General features: G+C 73.5%; 17 protein-coding genes. 10 read left to right on the top strand and 7 right to left on the bottom strand.

Going from position 1 to position 18,787, the window contains the following annotated elements:
* Nucleotides 1-9 precede the first annotated feature (9 nt).
* The 5 genes from leuS to holA all read left to right on the top strand — a co-directional run bounded on the left by leuS (nt 10) and on the right by holA (nt 7,803).
* Entirely contained in the window at nt 10-2,934 is a 2,925-nt protein-coding gene (leuS, locus tag EDF34_RS03525) for a leucine--tRNA ligase (protein ID WP_123369952.1), read from the top strand.
* Complete coding sequence (locus EDF34_RS03520) at nt 2,931-3,902, top strand: DegV family protein (RefSeq protein ID WP_233575244.1); 972 nt, start codon at nt 2,931-2,933, stop codon at nt 3,900-3,902. Before leuS ends, EDF34_RS03520 begins: the two co-directional genes overlap by 4 nt.
* A 112-nt stretch (nt 3,903-4,014) precedes the next feature.
* A complete protein-coding gene (locus EDF34_RS03515) occupies nt 4,015-5,121 on the top strand; it encodes a ComEA family DNA-binding protein (RefSeq protein ID WP_233575161.1) in 1,107 nt (368 codons plus the stop codon).
* Nucleotides 5,118-6,728, top strand: coding sequence for a ComEC/Rec2 family competence protein (locus EDF34_RS03510; RefSeq protein ID WP_123369951.1), 1,611 nt, complete (start codon nt 5,118-5,120; stop codon nt 6,726-6,728). Before EDF34_RS03515 ends, EDF34_RS03510 begins: the two co-directional genes overlap by 4 nt.
* Before the next feature lie 49 nt (nt 6,729-6,777).
* On the top strand, nt 6,778-7,803 hold the full coding sequence (gene holA, locus EDF34_RS03505) for a DNA polymerase III subunit delta (protein ID WP_123370646.1): 1,026 nt from the start codon (nt 6,778-6,780) through the stop codon (nt 7,801-7,803).
* Between the two features lie 9 nt (nt 7,804-7,812).
* On the opposite strand, the gene EDF34_RS03500 is transcribed toward holA, so the two are convergent.
* The 4 genes from EDF34_RS03500 to EDF34_RS03485 form a co-directional block, all read right to left on the bottom strand.
* Complete coding sequence (locus tag EDF34_RS03500) at nt 7,813-8,397, bottom strand: EAL domain-containing protein (RefSeq protein ID WP_233575160.1); 585 nt, start codon at nt 8,395-8,397, stop codon at nt 7,813-7,815.
* 90 nt (nt 8,398-8,487) lie between these two features.
* Nucleotides 8,488-9,225: an EAL domain-containing protein gene (locus EDF34_RS03495; RefSeq protein WP_233575159.1), complete on the bottom strand. Its 738-nt coding sequence runs from the start codon at nt 9,223-9,225 to the stop codon at nt 8,488-8,490.
* Nucleotides 9,226-9,406: 181 nt separating this feature from the next.
* The gene (gene rpsT, locus EDF34_RS03490) at nt 9,407-9,667 is read right to left on the bottom strand and encodes a 30S ribosomal protein S20 (RefSeq protein WP_123369949.1); all 261 of its coding nucleotides are present in this window, start codon (nt 9,665-9,667) and stop codon (nt 9,407-9,409) included.
* 184 nt (nt 9,668-9,851) lie between these two features.
* Nucleotides 9,852-10,343, bottom strand: coding sequence for a type II toxin-antitoxin system PemK/MazF family toxin (locus EDF34_RS03485; protein ID WP_123369948.1), 492 nt, complete (start codon nt 10,341-10,343; stop codon nt 9,852-9,854).
* 101 nt (nt 10,344-10,444) lie between these two features.
* Between EDF34_RS03485 and EDF34_RS03480 the strand changes: the two genes are divergently transcribed.
* Genes EDF34_RS03480 through EDF34_RS03470 form a run of 3 tightly spaced genes read left to right on the top strand, consistent with a single transcriptional unit; the run spans nt 10,445 to nt 13,773 of the window.
* Entirely contained in the window at nt 10,445-12,007 is a 1,563-nt protein-coding gene (locus EDF34_RS03480; RefSeq protein WP_123369947.1) for a circularly permuted type 2 ATP-grasp protein, read from the top strand.
* A complete protein-coding gene (locus EDF34_RS03475) occupies nt 12,008-12,937 on the top strand; it encodes an alpha-E domain-containing protein (protein WP_123369946.1) in 930 nt (309 codons plus the stop codon).
* Complete coding sequence (locus EDF34_RS03470; RefSeq protein ID WP_123369945.1) at nt 12,934-13,773, top strand: transglutaminase family protein; 840 nt, start codon at nt 12,934-12,936, stop codon at nt 13,771-13,773. Before EDF34_RS03475 ends, EDF34_RS03470 begins: the two co-directional genes overlap by 4 nt.
* 39 nt (nt 13,774-13,812) lie before the next feature.
* Here the strand turns inward: EDF34_RS03470 and EDF34_RS03465 are convergent, their stop codons facing one another.
* Complete coding sequence (locus EDF34_RS03465; protein WP_123369944.1) at nt 13,813-14,517, bottom strand: maleylpyruvate isomerase family mycothiol-dependent enzyme; 705 nt, start codon at nt 14,515-14,517, stop codon at nt 13,813-13,815.
* A 111-nt stretch (nt 14,518-14,628) separates the two neighbouring features.
* Between EDF34_RS03465 and lepA the strand changes: the two genes are divergently transcribed.
* Entirely contained in the window at nt 14,629-16,518 is a 1,890-nt protein-coding gene (lepA, locus tag EDF34_RS03460; RefSeq protein WP_305038120.1) for a translation elongation factor 4, read from the top strand.
* On the top strand, nt 16,515-17,753 hold the full coding sequence (gene hemW, locus EDF34_RS03455; RefSeq protein ID WP_123369943.1) for a radical SAM family heme chaperone HemW: 1,239 nt from the start codon (nt 16,515-16,517) through the stop codon (nt 17,751-17,753). The genes lepA and hemW overlap by 4 nt, the downstream gene beginning before the upstream one ends.
* Nucleotides 17,754-17,771: 18 nt before the next feature.
* On the opposite strand, the gene EDF34_RS03450 is transcribed toward hemW, so the two are convergent.
* Both EDF34_RS03450 and EDF34_RS03445 read right to left on the bottom strand, forming a co-directional pair.
* Nucleotides 17,772-18,149, bottom strand: a complete 378-nt coding sequence (locus tag EDF34_RS03450) for a DUF4870 domain-containing protein (RefSeq protein WP_123369942.1) — start codon at nt 18,147-18,149, stop codon at nt 17,772-17,774.
* Between the two features lie 88 nt (nt 18,150-18,237).
* The gene (locus tag EDF34_RS03445; RefSeq protein ID WP_123369941.1) at nt 18,238-18,714 is read right to left on the bottom strand and encodes a DUF4870 domain-containing protein; all 477 of its coding nucleotides are present in this window, start codon (nt 18,712-18,714) and stop codon (nt 18,238-18,240) included.
* Nucleotides 18,715-18,787: the final 73 nt, after the last annotated feature.

Genomic DNA, 18,787 nt, shown 5'->3' with positions numbered 1-18,787 from the left:
ACTCGGCGGGTGACTTCGCAGGACACCTCCGCCCCCACCGCCGCAGCGGCCACCGACGACGTCCCGTTCCGCTACACCGCGGCGCTCGCCCAGGACATCGAGCTCCGTTGGCAGGAGGAGTGGGAGAGCCGCGGCACGTTCTTCGCGGCCAACCCCGTCGGCGACCTGACCGACGGCGAGGGCGCGCACGCGGCACCCGGCGCGAGCCCCTACTTCGTCATGGACATGTTCCCGTACCCCTCCGGCGCGGGCCTGCACATCGGCCACCCGCTCGGGTACATCGCCACCGACGTCGTCGCGCGCTTCCGCCGCATGCAGGGCGACAACGTCCTGCACGCCCTCGGGTTCGACGCGTTCGGCCTGCCGGCCGAGCAGTTCGCGGTGCAGACGGGCCAGCACCCGCGCACCACGACCGAGGCGAACATGGACATCATGAAGCGCCAGCTCCGGCGCCTCGGTCTGGGCCACGACTCGCGCCGCTCGTTCGCGACGATCGACCCGGCCTACGTGCGCTGGACGCAGTGGATCTTCCTGCAGATCTTCGGCTCCTGGTACGACGAGGACGCGGTGCGGCCCGACGGCGGACGCGGCGCCGCCCGCCCCATCGCCACGCTCGAGGAGGCGTTCGCGGCCGGGCGCCCCCTGCCCGTCGTCGACGGCGTGCCGGCCGACACCGCCTGGACGGCCCTGTCCGACGTCGAGCGCCGCCGGGTCGTCGACTCGCAGCGCCTGGCCTACGTCTCCGAGACGCCGGTCAACTGGTGCCCCGGGCTGGGCACCGTCCTGGCCAACGAGGAGGTCACCTCCGAGGGGCGCTCCGAGCGCGGCAACTTCCCTGTCTTCCAGCGCAGCCTGCGGCAGTGGAACATGCGGATCACGGCCTACGCCGACCGCCTGACCGACGACCTGGAGCTCATCGACTGGCCCGAGAAGGTCAAGTCGATGCAGCGCCACTGGATCGGCCGCTCGTCGGGTGCCCGCGTGCGGTTCGCGGTCGTCGGCGGCTCGACGGTCGAGGTGTTCACCACCCGACCCGACACGCTCTTCGGTGCGACCTTCATGGTCGTCGCCCCCGAGCACCCGCTGCTCGACGAGGTCCCCACCGAGTGGCCCGACGGCACGCACGGCGCCTGGACGGGTGGCCACGCGAGCCCGGCCGAGGCCGTCGCGGCCTACCGCGCCGAGGCCGCCGCCAAGACCGCCGTCGAGCGGCAGGCGGACGCCGGCCGCAAGACGGGCGTCTTCACCGGCCACCTCGCGGCCAACCCCGTCAACGGCGACCTGCTGCCCGTCTTCACGGCCGACTACGTGCTGATGGGCTACGGCACGGGCGCGATCATGGCCGTGCCGGGCGGCGACGAGCGTGACTTCGCGTTCGCGCAGGCCTACGAGCTGCCCGTGACCTACACGGTCGACGCTCCCGAGGGCACCCCGGAGGGTGCACGCACGGGAGCCGGCGCCGTCATCAACTCCTCGAACGAGTCGATCAGCCTGGACGGGCTGTCCGTGGCCGAGGCGAAGGCGTCGATCATCGCCTGGCTGGGCGAGCGCGGCGTCGGCGAGGAGACCATCACCTACCGCCTGCGCGACTGGCTGTTCAGCCGCCAGCGCTACTGGGGTGAGCCCTTCCCGATCGTGTACGACGAGCACGACCAGCCGATCGCGCTGCCGCAGGACGCGCTGCCGGTCAACCTGCCCGAGGTGCCGGACTACTCGCCGCGCACGTTCGACCCGCAGGACGCGCACTCCTCGCCGGAGCCGCCCCTGGGCCGCAACGACGACTGGGTGAACGTCACGCTGGACCTCGGCGACGGCCCCAAGCAGTACCGCCGCGACACCAACACCATGCCCAACTGGGCCGGCTCGTGCTGGTACTACCTGCGCTACCTGGACCCGACCAGCGACGTCACGCTCGTCGACCCCGTCCTCGAGCAGTACTGGATGGGCCCCGGCCACGGTGCCCAGAAGGAAGGCTCGATCGGCGGCGTCGACCTGTACGTCGGCGGGGTCGAGCACGCGGTGCTGCACCTGCTGTACGCGCGGTTCTGGCACAAGGTGCTGTTCGACCTGGGCCACGTGGCGTCCGGGGAGCCGTTCCACAAGCTGTTCAACCAGGGCTACATCCAGGCGTACGCCTACACCGACGCGCGCGGCGTGCACGTCCCGGCGGCCGAGGTCGTCGAGGACGCGTCGTCGTCGACCGGCTTCAGCTGGAACGGCGAGGCCGTCAACCGCGAGTACGGGAAGATGGGCAAGTCGCTGAAGAACATGGTGACGCCCGACGACATGTACGCGGAGTACGGCGCCGACACGCTGCGCGTCTACGAGATGTCGATGGGTCCGCTCGACCTGTCGCGTCCGTGGGAGACCCGGGCCGTCGTCGGCTCGCAGCGCTTCCTGCAGCGGCTGTGGCGCAACGTCGTCTCCGAGGCCGACGGCTCGCTCCTGGTGACGGACGACGCGCCCGACGAGGCGACGCTGCGGATCCTGCACCACACCATCGACGGCGTCCGCGCCGACATGGAGCACATGCGCGTCAACACGGCGATCGCCAAGCTCATCGTGCTGAACAACCACCTCACGACGCTGACCACGACGCCGCGCGCGGCCGCCGAGGCGCTCGTCCTGATGACCGCGCCGGTCGCCCCGCACGTCGCCGAGGAGCTGTGGTCCCGGCTGGGCCACGACCGCTCGCTCGCGCACGCGGAGTTCCCCGTCGCCGATCCCGCGTACCTCGTCGAGGACACGGTCACGTGCATCCTGCAGGTGCAGGGCAAGGTGCGCGGACGCGTCGAGGTGCCGGCCGGCGTCTCGGAGGACGAGCTGCGCGAGCTCGCGCTGGCCGACGCGGGGGTGCAGCGGGCGCTCGACGGCCGGGGGATCCGCACGATCATCGTGCGGGCGCCCAAGCTCGTCAACGTGGTGCCGGCCTGAGCCGCGACCGCGGGACGGCGCCCGGTCGGGCGTCGGTCGCGATCGTCACCGACTCGACCGCGTCGCTGCCGGAGGGCGCGGCCGAGCGGTGGGGGATCGGCGTCGTGCCGCTCGACGTCGTGATCGACGGGGAGCGGTTCGCCGAGGGCGTCGACCTCTCGTCGGCCGACCTGCTGGTGGCGCTGAACCGCGGGGCGCGCGTCTCGACGTCGCAGCCCTCGCCCGCCGCGTTCGCCGCCGCCTACGAGCGGGCCGCGGCGTCCGGGGCGCACGAGGTCGTGTCCGTGCACCTGTCCGGGGAGCTGTCCGGGACGGTGCAGGCCGCGCGCCTCGCGGCCGCGTCGGCACCCGTGCCGGTGCACGTCGTCGACTCGCGTGCCGTCGGCATGGCCCTCGGCTTCGCCGTGCTCGACGCGGCCCGGCTCGCGGCGGGCCGTCCCGACGCCCCGGCGTCGATCGTCGAGCCCGCCGTGGTCGAGCCGCCCGCGACGCGCTCGTGGTTCCGCCGACGCCCCGTGCCCGCCGAGCTGCCCTCGGGCGAGACCGTCGGCGTGCACGCGCGCGGCGTCGCGGCGGGGGCGGGCGTCTGGTTCCTGGTCGACTCTCTCGAGCACCTGCGCCGCGGCGGCCGGCTCAGCGCGCCCGCTGCCGCGCTGGGCACCGTCCTCGGGCTGCGTCCCCTGCTCACCCTCGCCGACGGCCAGGTCGTCGTCGCGGAGAAGGTCCGCACGCGGCGTGCCGCCCGGGACCGGCTGCAGGCGGTGACCCTGGAGAACGTCGCCGAGCGCGAGTCCGCACGGATCGCGGTGCACCATCTCGGGCAGCCCGAGGTCGCCCAGGAGATGGCCGACCAGCTCAGCGCCTGGTCGGGCGGGCGGCTCGTCGAGGCCGTGACCTGCGAGTCCAGCGCGGTGCTCGCGGCCCACGCCGGGCCCGGCCTGCTGGCCGTGGTGGTCACGGACGCCTGACCGGCGTCGCCGTCCCCGTCGAGGCGTCCACAGCACCTCGTCGTGAGCTGTCGGTCCACAGGCGGACGTCGCCGGTCCGAGGGGCCGGCCGACTCGAACCTACGGTCGAGAGGTGCCCCGCCGTCCGCCTGACCCGTCGATCGCGGGACGGCGGCTCGCCGAGCTCGCGGGCGGGACGGTGCCTGGCCCGGTCGCGCCCGCCGGTCCCGGGACGTCGGGCCTCGGGCCGCCGGACGTCGGGGCGTCGGACGTCCGGCCGCCGGACGTCGGGGCGCCGGACGTCGGGACGCCGGACTCCTGGGTGCCCGATCGACCCGCGGCGCACGTGCTCGCCGAACCCGTCGCTGCGGCCGCTCCCGGGGCGCTCGACGAGATCGGCCACCGGATCGGGGCGCCGAGCGCGCAGCCGGCACGGACCGGGGGTCCTGCGCCCGTCGCGGAGGCAGAGGTGGCCACCGCACGAGCGATGCGGGCGGTGCGCCGCGAGTACGTGGAGCAGCACGGGGACCCGCTGGACCGGGTCGAGCGCGAGACCGGGCGTCGTCGCTGGGCCGTGTCGTGGCGGGCCGCCGGGGCTGCGGCGCTCGCGCTGGCGCTGGTCGGGGGAGCGGTCGCCGTGCGCGCGGCCTCGGTCAGCGCCGGCCCCGCCGTCGTGCTGCCCGTGCCGTCCCCCGAGGGCACGGCGTGCGCAGCCGCGTGCGGCCCGGTCTCGTCCGCGGGGAGCGTCGGTGCGTCGGGCGGTCCGTCGAGCGCGCCGTCGAGCGCCGCGACCGGCTCCGCGGAGGTCGTGGTGCACGTGGTGGGCGCGGTGCACGACCACGGCATCGTGCGGCTGCCCGGCGGCTCGCGCGTGGGCGACGCGGTCGACGCCGCCGGCGGCGCGACGAGGTCGGCCGACCTCGACGGCCTCAACCTCGCCCGGGTGCTGGTCGACGGCGAGCAGATCGTCGTGCCGCGCACAGGTGAGTCGCCCGCGCCGACGGCCGCACCCCCACCGAGCACCGACGGCCAGCCCGGGGTCGCGGGCGGCGGTCTCGTCGACCTCAACACCGCGGACGTCGCCGCACTCGACGCCCTGCCCGGCATCGGCCCGGTCCTGGCGCAGCGGATCGTCGACCACCGCGCCGATCACCCGTTCGCGAGCGTCGACCAGCTCGAGGACGTCCCGGGGATCGGCCCCGCCCTGATGGCGTCGCTCGGCGACCTGGTGCGCGTGTGACGGCGTCGACGCCCCCGGTCTCCGGCGCGCCGCCCGACGACGTGTCGCGCTCCGGTCCGCCCGCCGCGCGGATCGACCTGCGGCTGTTCCCCTCGCTCGGTGCCGCCTGGCTGGCCGCCGTCGTCGTGGTCCGGGCCGAGGCGGGGGTGAGCGCGAGGATCGCGGCCGCCGTGGCCATGGCGCTGATGGGAGTCGGCGGGTCGCTCGTCCACCGCCGGCGTCGGGCCCGATCCCTGCCGGGACCGGGTGACCCGCGACGAGTCGACCGGTTCGCGGGGGCGGCGGTCCTGGCGCTCGTCGTCGCGACCTTCACGATGGCGGCCGGGTCGGGCCAGGTGGCGGCACGCGACTCGGGTCCGTGGGTGCGCCTCGCCGGTGACGAGGTGCGCCTCGAAGGGAGGGTCACGGGCGACGCGATTCGCCTGCCGCCGCCCTGGCCGGGTGCTCCCGAGCAGGCGATGTGGGGGATGACGACGCTCGTCGTCGAGACGACCGGAGCGCTGCCCAGCAGGCAGGTCGCGCGCGCTCCCGTGCGCGTGATCGGACCGGCGGCGGACGTGCCACCGTTCGACGCCGTCGTCCTCCTGCAGGGCCGGCTGCGCCTCGAGCCCCGCGGGGAGCGGGCGGTCGCGACCCTCCTGACCTCGGACGACGTGCTCGTCGTGCGGGCACCGCCACCGTGGCAGCGGACGGCGCAGGGCGTCCGGGCCGCGGAGCATCGCCTGGCCGCGCCGCTGCCGCGCGACGCCCGCGCCCTGCTCCCGGGCGTGACGGTGGGAGACACGAGCGGCGTCGACGAGGACCTGCGCGACGCTCTGCGTGCGTCCGGCCTCACGCACCTCACCGCGGTCTCGGGTGCGCACTTCTCGCTGGTCGCGACGCTGACGGTCGTCGCCGCCGGGCTCCTGCGCATGCCGCGACGGGCGCGGGCGGGGGTCGTCGTCGGTGCGATGGCGGCGATGGTGCTCCTCGTGCACCCGTCGCCCAGCGTGGTGCGGGCCGCCGTGATGGGGCTCGTCGGCGTGTGGGCGATGCTGCTCGGGCGTCCCGCGCGGGCGCCCGCGGCGCTGGCCGCCGCGGTCGTGGTGCTGCTGGTCCTCGACCCGTGGCTGGCCGGTGAGATCGGGTTCGTGCTGTCGGTGCTGGCGACGGCCGGGATCGTGCTGGTCGCCGAGCCGCTGACCGTGCGCTGGTCGACGAGGCTGGGACGGCCGCTCGCGGCGACCCTGGCGGTGCCCGTCGCCGCGCAGGTGGTGTGCGGGCCCGTCGTCGTCGTGCTCACGCCGAGCTTCGCCACGTACGCGATCCCGGCCAACGTCCTCGCGGCGCCCGCGGTGGCTCCGGCCACCGTGCTCGGCCTGGCCGCGGGCGTCGTCGAGCCGTGGTGCGCGCCTCTGGCGACGGTGCTCGCGTGGGTGGCCGGCGCGGCCTGCTGGTGGATCGGGGCGGTCGCGCGAGTCGCTGCCGGTGCTCCGGGAGCCCAGCTGGCGTGGCTCCCGGGCGCGCTCGGCGTCGGGGTGCTCGGCCTGTCGGGCCTGTGCGTCGTCCGCCTCCTGCTGCCGCGTGGCCGGACGTCGGGCGGTGGCAGCGCGGGCACCACCGCCTGAGCCACGGTCGCGGTGCGGCGGTGTCGGCGGCGTCTGGCAGGCTGTGCGCGTGCCTCCCGCCACCCGCCGCCCAGCCGCCCGTTCCGGCCGCGGCGCCGCCACCGAGGGCGTCTCGTGGGAGGAGGTGGCCCTCGCCCCGGTCGTGCTCGTCCGCGGCGCGGAGGGCCTGCTCGCGGACCGGGCCATCGACCGCCTCGTCGCGCTCGCCAAGGCGGCAGACCCCGGCGTCGAGGTCACCCGCTTCGACGCCGACCAGTACACGCCCGGAGCGCTCGGGGTGCTGACCAGCCCGTCGCTGTTCGCCGAGGACAAGGTGCTCGTCGTCGACGGCCTCGAGCGCGGCACCGAGGAGCTGCTCGCCGAGGCCACGGCCTACCTGGCCTCGCCGGCCCCCGGCGTCGTCATGGTGCTGCGGTACGGCTCCGGCCAGCGTGGCAAGAAGCTGCTCGACGCGCTCAAGGCCGCCAAGGTCCCGGTCGTCGCGTGTGACCCCATCACCTCGGACTCGGACAAGACCGCGTTCGTCGGGGCGGAGCTGCGCCGGGCGGGCAGGCGGGCCGACGGCCAGGCCGTGCGCGCTCTCGTCGACGCGGTCGGCAGCGACCTGCGCGAGCTCGCCGCAGCCTGCTCCCAGCTGGTGGCGGACACGAACGGCCTGATCGGCGCCGACGTCGTCGAGCGGTACTACGGCGGCCGGATCGAGGCGACCGGCTTCCGGGTGGCCGACGCTGCCGTGGCGGGCCAGGCGGGGGAGGCCGTCGCACTGCTGCGGCACGCGCTGGCCACAGGCGTCGACCCGGTGCCGATGGTGGCCGCGCTCGCGATGAAGCTGCGGACGCTGGCCAAGGTCGGCGCGGTGCGGAGCAAGGGGCAGGGCGCGCTGCGCGACCTGGGCCTGGCGCCGTGGCAGGTGGACCGCGCGATGAAGGAGCTCCGTCGCTGGACGCCCGAGGGGCTCGCGACGGCCATCAGCGCGGTCGCGCAGGCGGACGCGGAGGTCAAGGGCGAGAGCCGTGACCCGCAGTTCGCGGTCGAGCGCGCCGTGCTCCGGGTCGCCCAGGCCAGCGGCAGCTGAGCCAGCGGATCAGTCGGTCGGCGACGCGGTCGTCGCAGCCCCGAGGGCGTCGCCCTGCAGCAGGTCGAACCCGAGCTGGAGGCACGTCTCGACGAGCCCGGCGTCGCTGACCCGCTCGGCGACCAGCAGCGCACCGTCGCGGCGGGCGAGGTCGACGAGCGCGGATCCGTGCCGGACCAGCTCGCGGCAGTCGATCTTGACGTAGTCGGCGAACGGCAGCATCGCCACCTGGTGGGCCTCGGCGGCGAAGTCGTCCAGCGCGATGTGGTGGCCGGCGTCGCGCAGGCGCCGCAGGCCGGCCAGGACGTCGTCGTCGTCGGGCACGGTCTCCACGACCTCGAGGACGAGGTCGGGATCAGCCGGCGGGAGAGGGAGGTCGTCGACGATGAACGACCGGGTCACGTTGACGAACGCGCGCCCCTCGCGCAGGTACGGGTCGCCGTGCTGGAGGGCGGAGAGGACCGAGGCGGTCGCGCGGTCCTGGTCGCTGACGTGCCACCGGTCGACCCCTACGGCGCTGCCGTCATGAGCGCGGTAGAGCAGCTCATGCGCGAACAGCGATCCGTCGCGCGCCCAGATCGGCTGCCGCGCCACGGGGGGCGGGGTCGAGAGCCGAGGAGGCGTGGCGGGGATGCTCACGATGGATGAGAGGGCGCTGGGCGCGGACTATGACGCGACTTCGCGTCAGCCCGTCACCGGACGCGCACCCGCGCGGTCGAGGATGCCGGCACGCTCCAGCAGGTTCCCTTGGAACAGAGCGAACCCGAGCTCCTGCGCGTGCTGGTGCAGGTCGGGTGTCTCGACGAACTCGGCGACCAGCGTCGCTCCGTAGGACCGGGCCAAGGCCACGACGGGGTGGCCCTCGACGTCGAGGTCACGCACGTCGATCTTCACGAAGTCGGCGTGCGGCAGGATCATCCGCTGGTGCGCGGTGCTGACGAACGACGGCACCGCGATCCGGTACCCGGCGTCCCGCAGCCGCCGCACCCCGGCGACGACCTCGCGGTCGACGTCGACCCAGTAGGGGACCTCGATGACGAGCCGGTCCGGGCGGGCCGGCACCTGCAAGTCCCCGACGAGGTAGGCGCGTGTGCAGCGCACGAACAGCAGCCGCCCGTGGGCGACGCTCTCGAGGTCCGCGCGGCCGAAGGTCGCGTCGAGGACGTGGGCCGTGGCGTGGTCGTGCTGGGTGTCGCTCCACGAGGTGGCCGACGAGGTCTCCCCGCCGGGGGAGCGGAACGAGAGCTGGTAGGCGACCGGGTTGCCCGCGGCGGAGAAGATGCCCTGCCGGGCGACCAGCACGGGCTCGGCCGCCGCGCGTTGCTCCCACTCGCGGCGCAGCGTGTCGGGGATCGCATCCTCGACCGCCGCCGCGAGGCGTGCGTACCGCCCGTCGGCACCGTCCGGCGTCATGTCATCCATCAGACCACACGAAAGGGGGACGCAACCAGGTGACGGCGGGCGATATCGGGTGCTTTGGGCGATTGGTGCGGGAGAACGCTCTCCCGCTCGCGAAAGTTCACCCCGTCCTGCTGGCGTACGACGAAGGCGCCGCCCCCGTGGAGGGGGACGACGCCTTCGCTGCTGCCCGTGGGCGGTCGGCTCAGAGAGCGCCGACCGTCTTCGCGAGCGCCGACTTCTTGTTCGCGGCCTGGTTGGCGTGGATGACGCCCTTCGAGGCTGCCTTGTCGAGCTTCTTCGAGGCGACGACGAGCGCGGCCTGCGCGCCGTCCTTGTCGCCACCGGCGACGGCCTCGCGGACGCGACGGACGTGCGTCTTGAGCTCCGACTTGACGGCCTTGTTCCGCAGGCGCGCCTTCTCGTTCGTCGTGATGCGCTTGATCTGAGACTTGATGTTTGCCACGTGAGGACTCTCTTGTGCGTTCGCCGAAGCGATCTGACAGGTCGTAGAGGGCGCGCGCAGCTCCGGGACTGGGGCGTGGGGACACCCTCGGGGAGGAGCTGGGCGAGTGCCCGCCGACCTGGGCGGACACGCGAAGTGCGATCTTACCAGGACTGACGGGGTGCGCGGCTCTTCGTGCCGCGGATCACGTCGTGCGAGGGATCACAGCCATCGCGTGCACGACCGAGTCGAACAGCGGACGGTCGACGATACAGCCCTCACGCCGGATCCCGTGGGGGTCGAGGCGCAGCACGCGGTCGAGCCGGACCTCGGACGGCCGTCGCTTCGCGTCCCACGGGCCGGTCCCGATGTCCATCCAGTGCCGGCCGCGCCTCGCCTCGCGGGCGGCGTCGCGCGTGTGGTCCTTGCTCGTGAGCATCAGGGCCAGGACGAAGGCGCCGTCGCGCCCGACGACGAGCACGGGGCGGTCCTTGCCCTGCGTCGGGTCCTCCTCGTAGGGCACCCACGTCCAGACGATCTCACCGGGATCCGCCGCGTCGTCGGCGTGCGGGGAGTACTCGAGGTGGACGGTGCCGTGGAAGTCCGGCTGCCCCCGGCGCGCGGGAGCGGTCGTGCGGCCCGGGCGCAGCCGACGGAGCGCGCGGCGCAGCAGCCCGCGCACGTCGCTCGTCGTCATGACCCGACCGTAGCCGGACCTGCACGGTCATGTGACGGGAGTGTTCCGGGGACCGCTCGCTCGTCACGCGCTCGCAACACACCAGGAATAGGGTCCGAGACATGGCAGACCTGTTCGACGACTACCCGCCGGGGCAGGCATGGGACGAGATGCTCGATCCCGAGTCAGGCCCGCGCACCGCGTACACGAAGGTGCACGCCGCGCTCGCCGAGCTGACGGCCGGCGAGCTGCAGGCGCGAGCCGACACGCTGGCGCGCACGTACCTGACGCAGGGTGTGACGTTCGACTTCGCGGGCGAGGAGCGCCCGTTCCCGCTGGACGTCGTGCCGCGGGTGATCGGCCGCGACGACTGGGACCACGTCGCGCCGGGTGTCTCGCAGCGCGTCAAGGCGCTCGAGGCGTTCCTCGCCGACGTCTACGGCCAGCAGCGCGCGGTCGCCGACGGCGTCATCCCGCGCTCGGTCATCGTCTCCTCGACCCACTTCCACCGGGCCGCGCGCGGCATCCAGCCGCCGAACGGCGTCCGGGTGCACGTCTCGGGGATCGACCTCGTGCGTGACGCGCTGGACGGCTGGCGGGTGCTCGAGGACAACGTGCGGGTGCCGTCCGGCGTGTCCTACGTGCTGTCCAACCGGCGCGCGATGACCCAGACTTTCCCCGAGCTGTTCGCGGCGCTGCGCATCCGGCCCGTCTCGGACTACCCGCGCCGCCTGCTCGCGGCGCTGATCGCCGCCGCGCCGTCGGGGGTCGACGACCCGACGGTCGTCGTCCTGACGCCCGGCGTCTTCAACTCGGCCTACTTCGAGCACTCCCTGCTGGCCCGGACGATGGGCGTCGAGCTCGTCGAGGGGCGCGACCTGTTCTGCTCCGGCGGCCGCGTCTACATGCGCACCACGCAGGGCCGGCGCCGGGTCGACGTGATCTACCGCCGGGTGGACGACGAGTTCCTCGACCCGGTGGCGTTCCGCTCCGACTCGCTGCTCGGCAGCCCGGGCCTGATGACGTGCGCGCGCAACGGCACGGTGACCATCGCCAACGCGGTGGGCAACGGCGTCGCCGACGACAAGCTCGTCTACACCTACGTCCCGGACATGATCCGGTACTACCTGGGCGAGGAGCCGATCCTCAAGAACGTCGACACCTGGCGGCTCGAGGACCCGGGCGCGCTCGAGGAGGTGCTCGACCGGCTCGACGAGCTCGTGGTCAAGCCGGTCGACGGCTCGGGCGGCAAGGGCCTGGTCGTCGGCCCCAAGGCCAGCAAGGCCGAGCTCGACGCCCTGCGCCGCCGGTTGCAAGACGACCCGCGCGGCTGGATCGCGCAGCCCGTGGTGCAGCTCTCGACCATCCCGACGCTCATCGACGACCGGATGCGTCCGCGGCACACCGACCTGCGCCCGTTCGCGGTCAACGACGGCGAGGACGTCTGGGTGCTCCCAGGCGGGCTGACGCGTGTCGCGCTGCCCGAGGGCGAGCTCGTCGTGAACTCCTCCCAGGGTGGCGGGTCCAAGGACACGTGGGTGCTCGGCGGGAACCCGGCGTGGCAGGGCAAGCGGCCGGCGATCGACCGGCCGCAGTCCGTGCCCGTGGACAGCGCGGTGCCGATCGACACCAACCCGAACGACATGCGGGCCCAGGTCATGCAGCAGCAGCAGATGGGGGCATAAGTGCTCAGTCGCATCGCGGAGTCCCTGTTCTGGATCGGCCGCTACGTCGAGCGCGCCGACGACACTGCCCGCCTGCTCGACGTGCACGTGCAGATCCTGCTCGAGGACCCGTGGGCGGAGGAGGACCTGGCCTGCCGCTCGCTGCTGTCGGTGATGGACCGTCCGGCGCCGCCGGAGAAGGTCGCCGTGGGGCGCGAGTACGTGCTCGACATGCTCGCGTACGACCGGTTCGCGCCGTCGTCGATCGCGGGCTCGCTCGTCTCGGCCCGGGAGAACGCCCGACGGGCGCGCGAGATCATCTCGACCGAGCTGTGGGAGTGCCTCAACACGACCTGGAACCAGCTGCCCTCGCACATGCGGCCCGCGCGGCCGCACGACTACTTCACGTGGGTGCGGGAGCGCGCGGCGATCGTCGCCGGGATCATGGACTCCGCGACCTCGCGTGACGACACGTTCTCGTTCATGATGCTCGGCCGCTCGATCGAACGCGCGGACATGACCGCCCGTCTCCTGGCGACCCGCGCGCTCGCCGGCTCGGCCGGCCCCGGCTGGACCACCCTGCTGCGCTCGTGCGGCGCGCACGAGGCGTTCCTGCGCACGTACCGCGGCACCGCGTCCGACGAGCGGGCCGCCGGGTTCCTGCTCCTGGACCGGCTCTTCCCCCGCTCGATCGTCTTCGCGCTCAACCAGGCCGAGGCGTCGCTCGCGGCTCTCGAGCCCGTCGTCGACCGCGCCACGGTCGACGACGCGCGCCGGCACATCGGCCACGTCCGCACCAACCTCGAGTACCGCCCGCTCGGCGAGGTCCTCGACAACCTGCCCCAGGAGATGGAGAAGGTGCAGCGAGCCTGCTCGGCAGCATCCGACGCGATCCGCGGCCGCTACTTCCCCTCGGGCGCGGCGACCACCTGGGTCGGTGAGGCGCTGTGAGCCGGCTGCGCGTGACGCACACGTCGACCTTCCGCTACTCCGGCCCGGTGCAGGCGTCCTACAACGAGGCGCGCATGACGCCCCTGTCGCAGGCGGGCCAGACCGTCATCGACACGCGGCTGTCGGTCCAGCCGCAGACGTGGACGCACGACTACCGCGACTACTGGGGCACGGCCGTCACCGCGTTCGAGGTGCTCGCGCCGCACGAGTCCCTGGTCATCACCGCCGAGCACCTGGTCGAGGTCGGCGACCGCCCGCCGGTCCGCTCACCCGCGTCGTGGGCTGCGCTGCGCTCGCCCGAGGTCCGCGACCGGCTGGCCGAGTTCCTCTCGGACACCCCGACGACAGAGGCGCCCGACGAGCTCGTCGCGCTGGCCGCCGCCGCTGCGGACGGCCTCGACCCCGACGCCGCCGCCCTGGCCGTGTGCCTCGCGCTGCGCGACGAGGTCGAGTACATCCCCGGCGTCACGAGCGTGCACACCCCGGCCTCCGAGGCGTGGGCCGCGCGCGCCGGCGTCTGCCAGGACGTCGCCCACCTCGCGGTCGGCGCCCTGCGCTCGCTCGGCATCCCCGCCCGCTACGTCTCGGGCTACCTGCACCCGAACCAGGACAGCGAGGTCGGCGAGACCGTCTCCGGGGAGTCGCACGCGTGGGTCGAGTGGTGGGTGGGGGACTGGGTGCCCTTCGACCCGACCAACCGGATGCCCGCCGGGTCGCACCACGTGGTGCTCGCGCGGGGGCGGTCGTACGACGACGTGCCGCCGCTGCGGGGGATCTACGCGGGGACCGGGACGCAGGAGCTCGCGGTGACGGTGCAGATCACGCGCGAGGGGTGAGACCCAGGTCGGCAACGCGACGCCGGTCGCGCCCGACCGTCACGGCGTGAGTCTGCAGCCCAGCGCCTCGTCGAGCGTCTCGCGATCGCCGATCACCCCGAGGACGGCGTCGTCGGGCCTGGTGCGACCCCACATCAGCAGAGCGAGCGCCGACGCCGGACCTGTGACCTGCGCGGCTGGCTCGCCCGGGCCGCCGAGCAGCCAGGACGCGTCCGTGTCGTCGGCCACGAGCTCGATCGGCGCCGCCAGCGGGTCCATCCGCCCCATCTGCTCCTGGCGCGGCTGCATCACCGTGACGACCTCGTCGACCGTGTCCGCCCACACCGCGGCCGGCACGTCCAGCGGCAGCCCGCCGGCCGTGCGCAGGTCCCACAGGTGCACGAGCGTCTCGTGCGTCTGTCGTCGGCGCCAGAACGCGGCGACGCCGCTGTCGTCGAGCGTCCAGGCCGGAGCCGACGGGTCGAGGTCGGCGAGCGTGGTGCGCAGCTCGCGCGCGCAGGAGGCGTAGAGGTCGGTGAGCACGAACGGCCCGCGCCCCAGGGGAGTCTCCTGGCGGCGGCGGGCCTGGCCGGCGGCCCAGTGGTGGATCCGGGCCAGGTGCACGACGAGGTTGCGCACCCGCCAGCGGCCGCACCAGGGGATGGGAGTCGTCGGGTCGACGAGGTCGATCGACGCGAGGAACTGGTCCTGGAGGTCGCCCAGCACCGCGAGGTGGTCGAGGGCGTCGGTCGGGGCCGTCGTCATGGGACCATGGTGGTGCCGGCCGCCGACACCCGACAGGTGTCTGCCGGTCATCGTCCGTCGAGCGAGCGCCAATCGTGCCCGCCACCCCTTGAAGCCGGGAGCTGTCCGCGCGTGTCCCCGATCCCCAGTGCCGCCGCGTCGTCGCGCATCCAGGTTGCCGCGACCGCTCCGGAGCTGCTGCGCAACTTCTGCATCATCGCGCACATCGACCACGGCAAGTCGACCCTCGCCGACCGCATGCTGCAGAAGACCGGCGTCGTCGACGCGCGTGCCATGCGCGCCCAGTACCTCGACCGCATGGACATCGAGCGCGAGCGCGGCATCACCATCAAGTCGCAGGCCGTGCGCATGCCGTGGGGCGTGGGGGACCAGGCGTTCGCGCTGAACATGATCGACACCCCGGGCCACGTCGACTTCACGTACGAGGTCTCGCGCTCGCTCGCCGCGTGCGAGGGCGCCGTGCTCCTGGTCGACGCCGCGCAGGGCATCGAGGCCCAGACGCTGGCCAACCTGTACCTGGCGCTCGAGAACGACCTGACGATCATCCCGGTCCTCAACAAGATCGACCTGCCGGCCGCTCAGCCCGAGAAGTACGCCGAGGAGCTCGCCAAGCTCATCGGCGGCGAGCCCGAGGACTGCCTGCGGGTCTCGGGCAAGACGGGCGTGGGCGTCGAGGACCTGCTGGACCGCATCGTCGAGCTCGTCCCGCCGCCCACCGGCGATGCGGACGCGCCCGCCCGCGCCATGATCTTCGACTCGGTCTACGACACCTACCGCGGCGTGGTCACCTACGTCCGGGTCGTCGACGGCAACCTGAACCCGCGCGAGAAGATCGTCATGATGTCGACGCGCGCGACCCACGAGCTGCTCGAGATCGGCGTCATCTCACCCGAGCCCGTCCCCTCCAAGGGTCTGGGGGTCGGCGAGGTCGGCTACCTGATCACCGGCGTGAAGGACGTGCGCCAGTCCAAGGTCGGTGACACCGTCACCAACGCGAGCAAGCCCGCCGGCGAGGCGCTCGGCGGGTACTCCGACCCGAAGCCGATGGTCTTCAGCGGCCTGTACCCGATCGACGGCACCGACTACCCGGTGCTGCGCGACGCGCTCGACAAGCTCAAGCTCAACGACGCCGCGCTCAACTACGAGCCCGAGACGTCCGTGGCGCTCGGCTTCGGCTTCCGGGTCGGCTTCCTCGGCCTGCTGCACCTCGAGATCATCCGCGAGCGGCTCGAGCGCGAGTTCGACCTGGACCTCATCTCGACCGCCCCGAACGTCGTCTACGAGGTCACCCTCGAGGACAGGTCGACCGTGACGGTGACCAACCCGAGCGAGTTCCCGAGCGGCAAGATCGGCGAGGTCCACGAGCCGATCGTCAAGGCGACGATCCTGGCGCCGAGCGAGTTCATCGGCGCGATCATGGAGCTCTGCCAGGGCAAGCGTGGCGAGCTGCAGGGCATGGACTACCTGTCCGAGGAGCGCGTCGAGCTGCGCTACGTGCTGCCGATGGCGGAGATCGTCTTCGACTTCTTCGACCTGCTCAAGTCCAAGACGCGCGGCTACGCGAGCCTCGACTACGAGCGCATCGGCGACCAGGTGGCCGACCTCGTCAAGGTCGACATCCTGCTGCAGGGCGAGGCGGTCGACGCGTTCAGCTCGATCGTCCACAAGGACAAGGCGTACGCCTACGGCGTGATGATGACCGGCAAGCTGCGCGAGCTCATCCCGCGCCAGCAGTTCGAGGTGCCGATCCAGGCCGCCGTCGGAGCCCGGGTCATCGCCCGCGAGACCATCCGCGCGATCCGCAAGGACGTCCTGGCCAAGTGCTACGGCGGCGACATCACCCGCAAGCGCAAGCTGCTCGAGAAGCAGAAGGAGGGCAAGAAGCGCATGAAGACCATCGGCCGGGTCGACGTGCCGCAGGAGGCCTTCATCGCCGCGCTCTCCTCCGAGGCCGCCGGCTCCGCGGGCGGGCGGGACGCCAAGGACGCGAAGAAGAAGTGAGCCCGGCCCTCCCCGAGGGGGACGCGGCGCCCGACGACGGCGGGCTGCCGGTCTCCGTCGTCGCGGGAGCCGAGCACCGCGCGTTCGGCGTCTACCTGCACGTGCCGTTCTGCACGGTGCGCTGCGGGTACTGCGACTTCAACACCTACACCGCGAGCGAGCTCGGCGGGGGAGCGAGCCAGTCGTCCTACGCGGACACCGCGCTGCGCGAGATCGCGCTCGGCCGCGACGTCCTCGCGGCCTCCGGCCTGCCGGCACGGGCGGCCTCGACGGTCTTCGTCGGCGGCGGCACGCCCACCGTCCTGCCCGCCGGCGACCTGGTGCGGATGCTCGACGGCGTCCGCGAGGCCTGGGGCCTGGCCGACGACGCCGAGGTGACGACCGAGGCCAACCCCGACTCGGTCACTCCCGAGTCGCTGGCGGCACTCGCGGCCGGCGGCTTCACGCGCGTCTCGTTCGGCATGCAGTCCGCGGTCCCGCACGTGCTGGCCACCCTCGAGCGCACGCACGACCCGCGGCGCATCCCCGACGTCGTCCGGTGGGCCCGCGACGCCGGCCTGGCCGTCTCGCTCGACCTCATCTACGGCACGCCGGGGGAGTCGCTCGACGACTGGCGCGCCTCGCTCGAGGCCGCGCTCGCCACGGGTGTCGACCACGTCTCGGCGTACGCGCTCGTCGTCGAGCAGGGCACCAAGATGGCCGTGCAGGTGCGCCGCGGCGAGCTCGAGCTGCCCGACGGCGACGACCAGGCCGCCAAGTACGAGCTGGCCGACGAGCTGCTCACCGCCGCCGGCCTCGGCTGGTACGAGGTCTCCAACTGGGCGCGCACGCCGGAGACGGCGTGCCGGCACAACCTGGCCTACTGGCGCGGCGACGACTGGTGGGGCGTCGGACCCGGCGCGCACTCGCACGTGGGCGGCGTGCGCTGGTGGAACGTCAAGCACCCGCGCGCGTACGCGGGCCGGCTCGAGCAAGGGCTGAGCCCGGCCGCGGGCCGCGAGGTCGTCGACGCCGAGGCTGCGACGCTCGAGCGGCTGATGCTGCACGTCCGCCTCGCGGAGGGGATGCCGCTCGACGAGGTCCCCGTGGACGCGCGGACCTCGGTGGCGGGGCTCGTCGCGGACGGACTTGTCGACGGGCGTGCCCTGCTGACCGACCAGCGCGTGCTGCTCACGCTGCGTGGGCGGCTGCTCGCGGACCTCGTCGTGCGGACCCTTGCGGGCTTCGACGACTGATCTGCGCCGGGCCCGGCGTCAGCGCACCAGCTCGAGCGAGAACGGGTAGCGGTAGGACCCGCCCTGCGACACCGCGACCGCGGCGACGATCGAGAGCACGAGCCCGATGAGCCCGACGGCCAGCATTCCGACCCAGCCGAGGACGCCGATCACCGGGAACGCGTCGAGGATCTTGAACGCGACCATCCCGATGAGCAGCGTGAGCTGGAAGTTCAGCGCGACGCGTGCCTGCTCGCGCGCACCCGTGCCGCGCTCGCGCTCGACGAGCCAGACGACCAGCGAGACGACCCACCCGATGAAGAAGTACGTGAGGATGCCGCCGAGGTGAGAGAGCATCGACCACGTGCGCGACTGGTCCGCGCTGCGGGCCGGGCCGGTGGGGTACTGCTGGGACATGGGAGCTCCTTGCGTGCGGGGCCGTGCCGGCCCTCGATGCGTGACCGTGGAGGATTCTGGCGCGTCCGCGCCGCTCGCGCGCGGCGAGCTACTTCACGAACCGGATCGTGAGCGGGTAGCGGTACCACTCGTACCGGCTGGAGGCCACGGCCGCGAGGATCGCGAACACGAGAGCGCCGATGCCGGCGGCCGCGAGGATCACGAACCCGACGAGGATGAACACCGTGACGAAGCCGATCACGTAGGCGATCAGGAGCGTGAGCTGGAAGTTGAGCGCCTCCTTGGCCTGGTCCTCGAGGTAGGCGCCGCGGCCCCTGAAGGCGAGCCAGATGATCAGCGGGGGCAGGAAGCCGCCCACGACGAGCGGGAGCACGTGGGCGAGGATCGCCCAGGTCCGCTCCTCGTCGGGGCGCAGCGGCACGGGCGGCGCCGCGCCCCAGGTCTGCTGCTGCGGGGGAGAGGGCGGCTGCGGAGGCAGCTGGGCCGACGGCTGCGGCGGGGTGCGCAACTGCTCGGGCTGCTCGGCCTTGCGCAGGAACTGCGGGTCGGGCTCGGGGCTGGTCATCGTCGGCTCCCTCTCGCGCGTCGGCTGTCGTCGTCGCTGGTCAGCGTATCGGTCGGGGGCAGAGACGAGCGGT

It is taken from the genome of Cellulomonas sp. PhB150 (genome assembly GCF_003755175.1).
Taxonomy (GTDB): Bacteria; Actinomycetota; Actinomycetes; order Actinomycetales; family Cellulomonadaceae; genus Cellulomonas.
This window is presented reverse-complemented; position numbering and strand designations above follow the sequence as displayed.

Coding starts and splice junctions, on each gene's coding strand:
- EDF34_RS03495 (WP_233575159.1), bottom strand. CDS start 9,225: ATGGATGACATGACGCCGGACGGTGCCGACGGGCGGTACGCACGCCTC.
- EDF34_RS03450 (WP_123369942.1), bottom strand. CDS start 18,149: ATGTCCCAGCAGTACCCCACCGGCCCGGCCCGCAGCGCGGACCAGTCG.
- EDF34_RS03480 (WP_123369947.1), top strand. CDS start 10,445: ATGGCAGACCTGTTCGACGACTACCCGCCGGGGCAGGCATGGGACGAG.
- EDF34_RS03485 (WP_123369948.1), bottom strand. CDS start 10,343: ATGACGACGAGCGACGTGCGCGGGCTGCTGCGCCGCGCGCTCCGTCGG.
- EDF34_RS03465 (WP_123369944.1), bottom strand. CDS start 14,517: ATGACGACGGCCCCGACCGACGCCCTCGACCACCTCGCGGTGCTGGGC.
- EDF34_RS03445 (WP_123369941.1), bottom strand. CDS start 18,714: ATGACCAGCCCCGAGCCCGACCCGCAGTTCCTGCGCAAGGCCGAGCAG.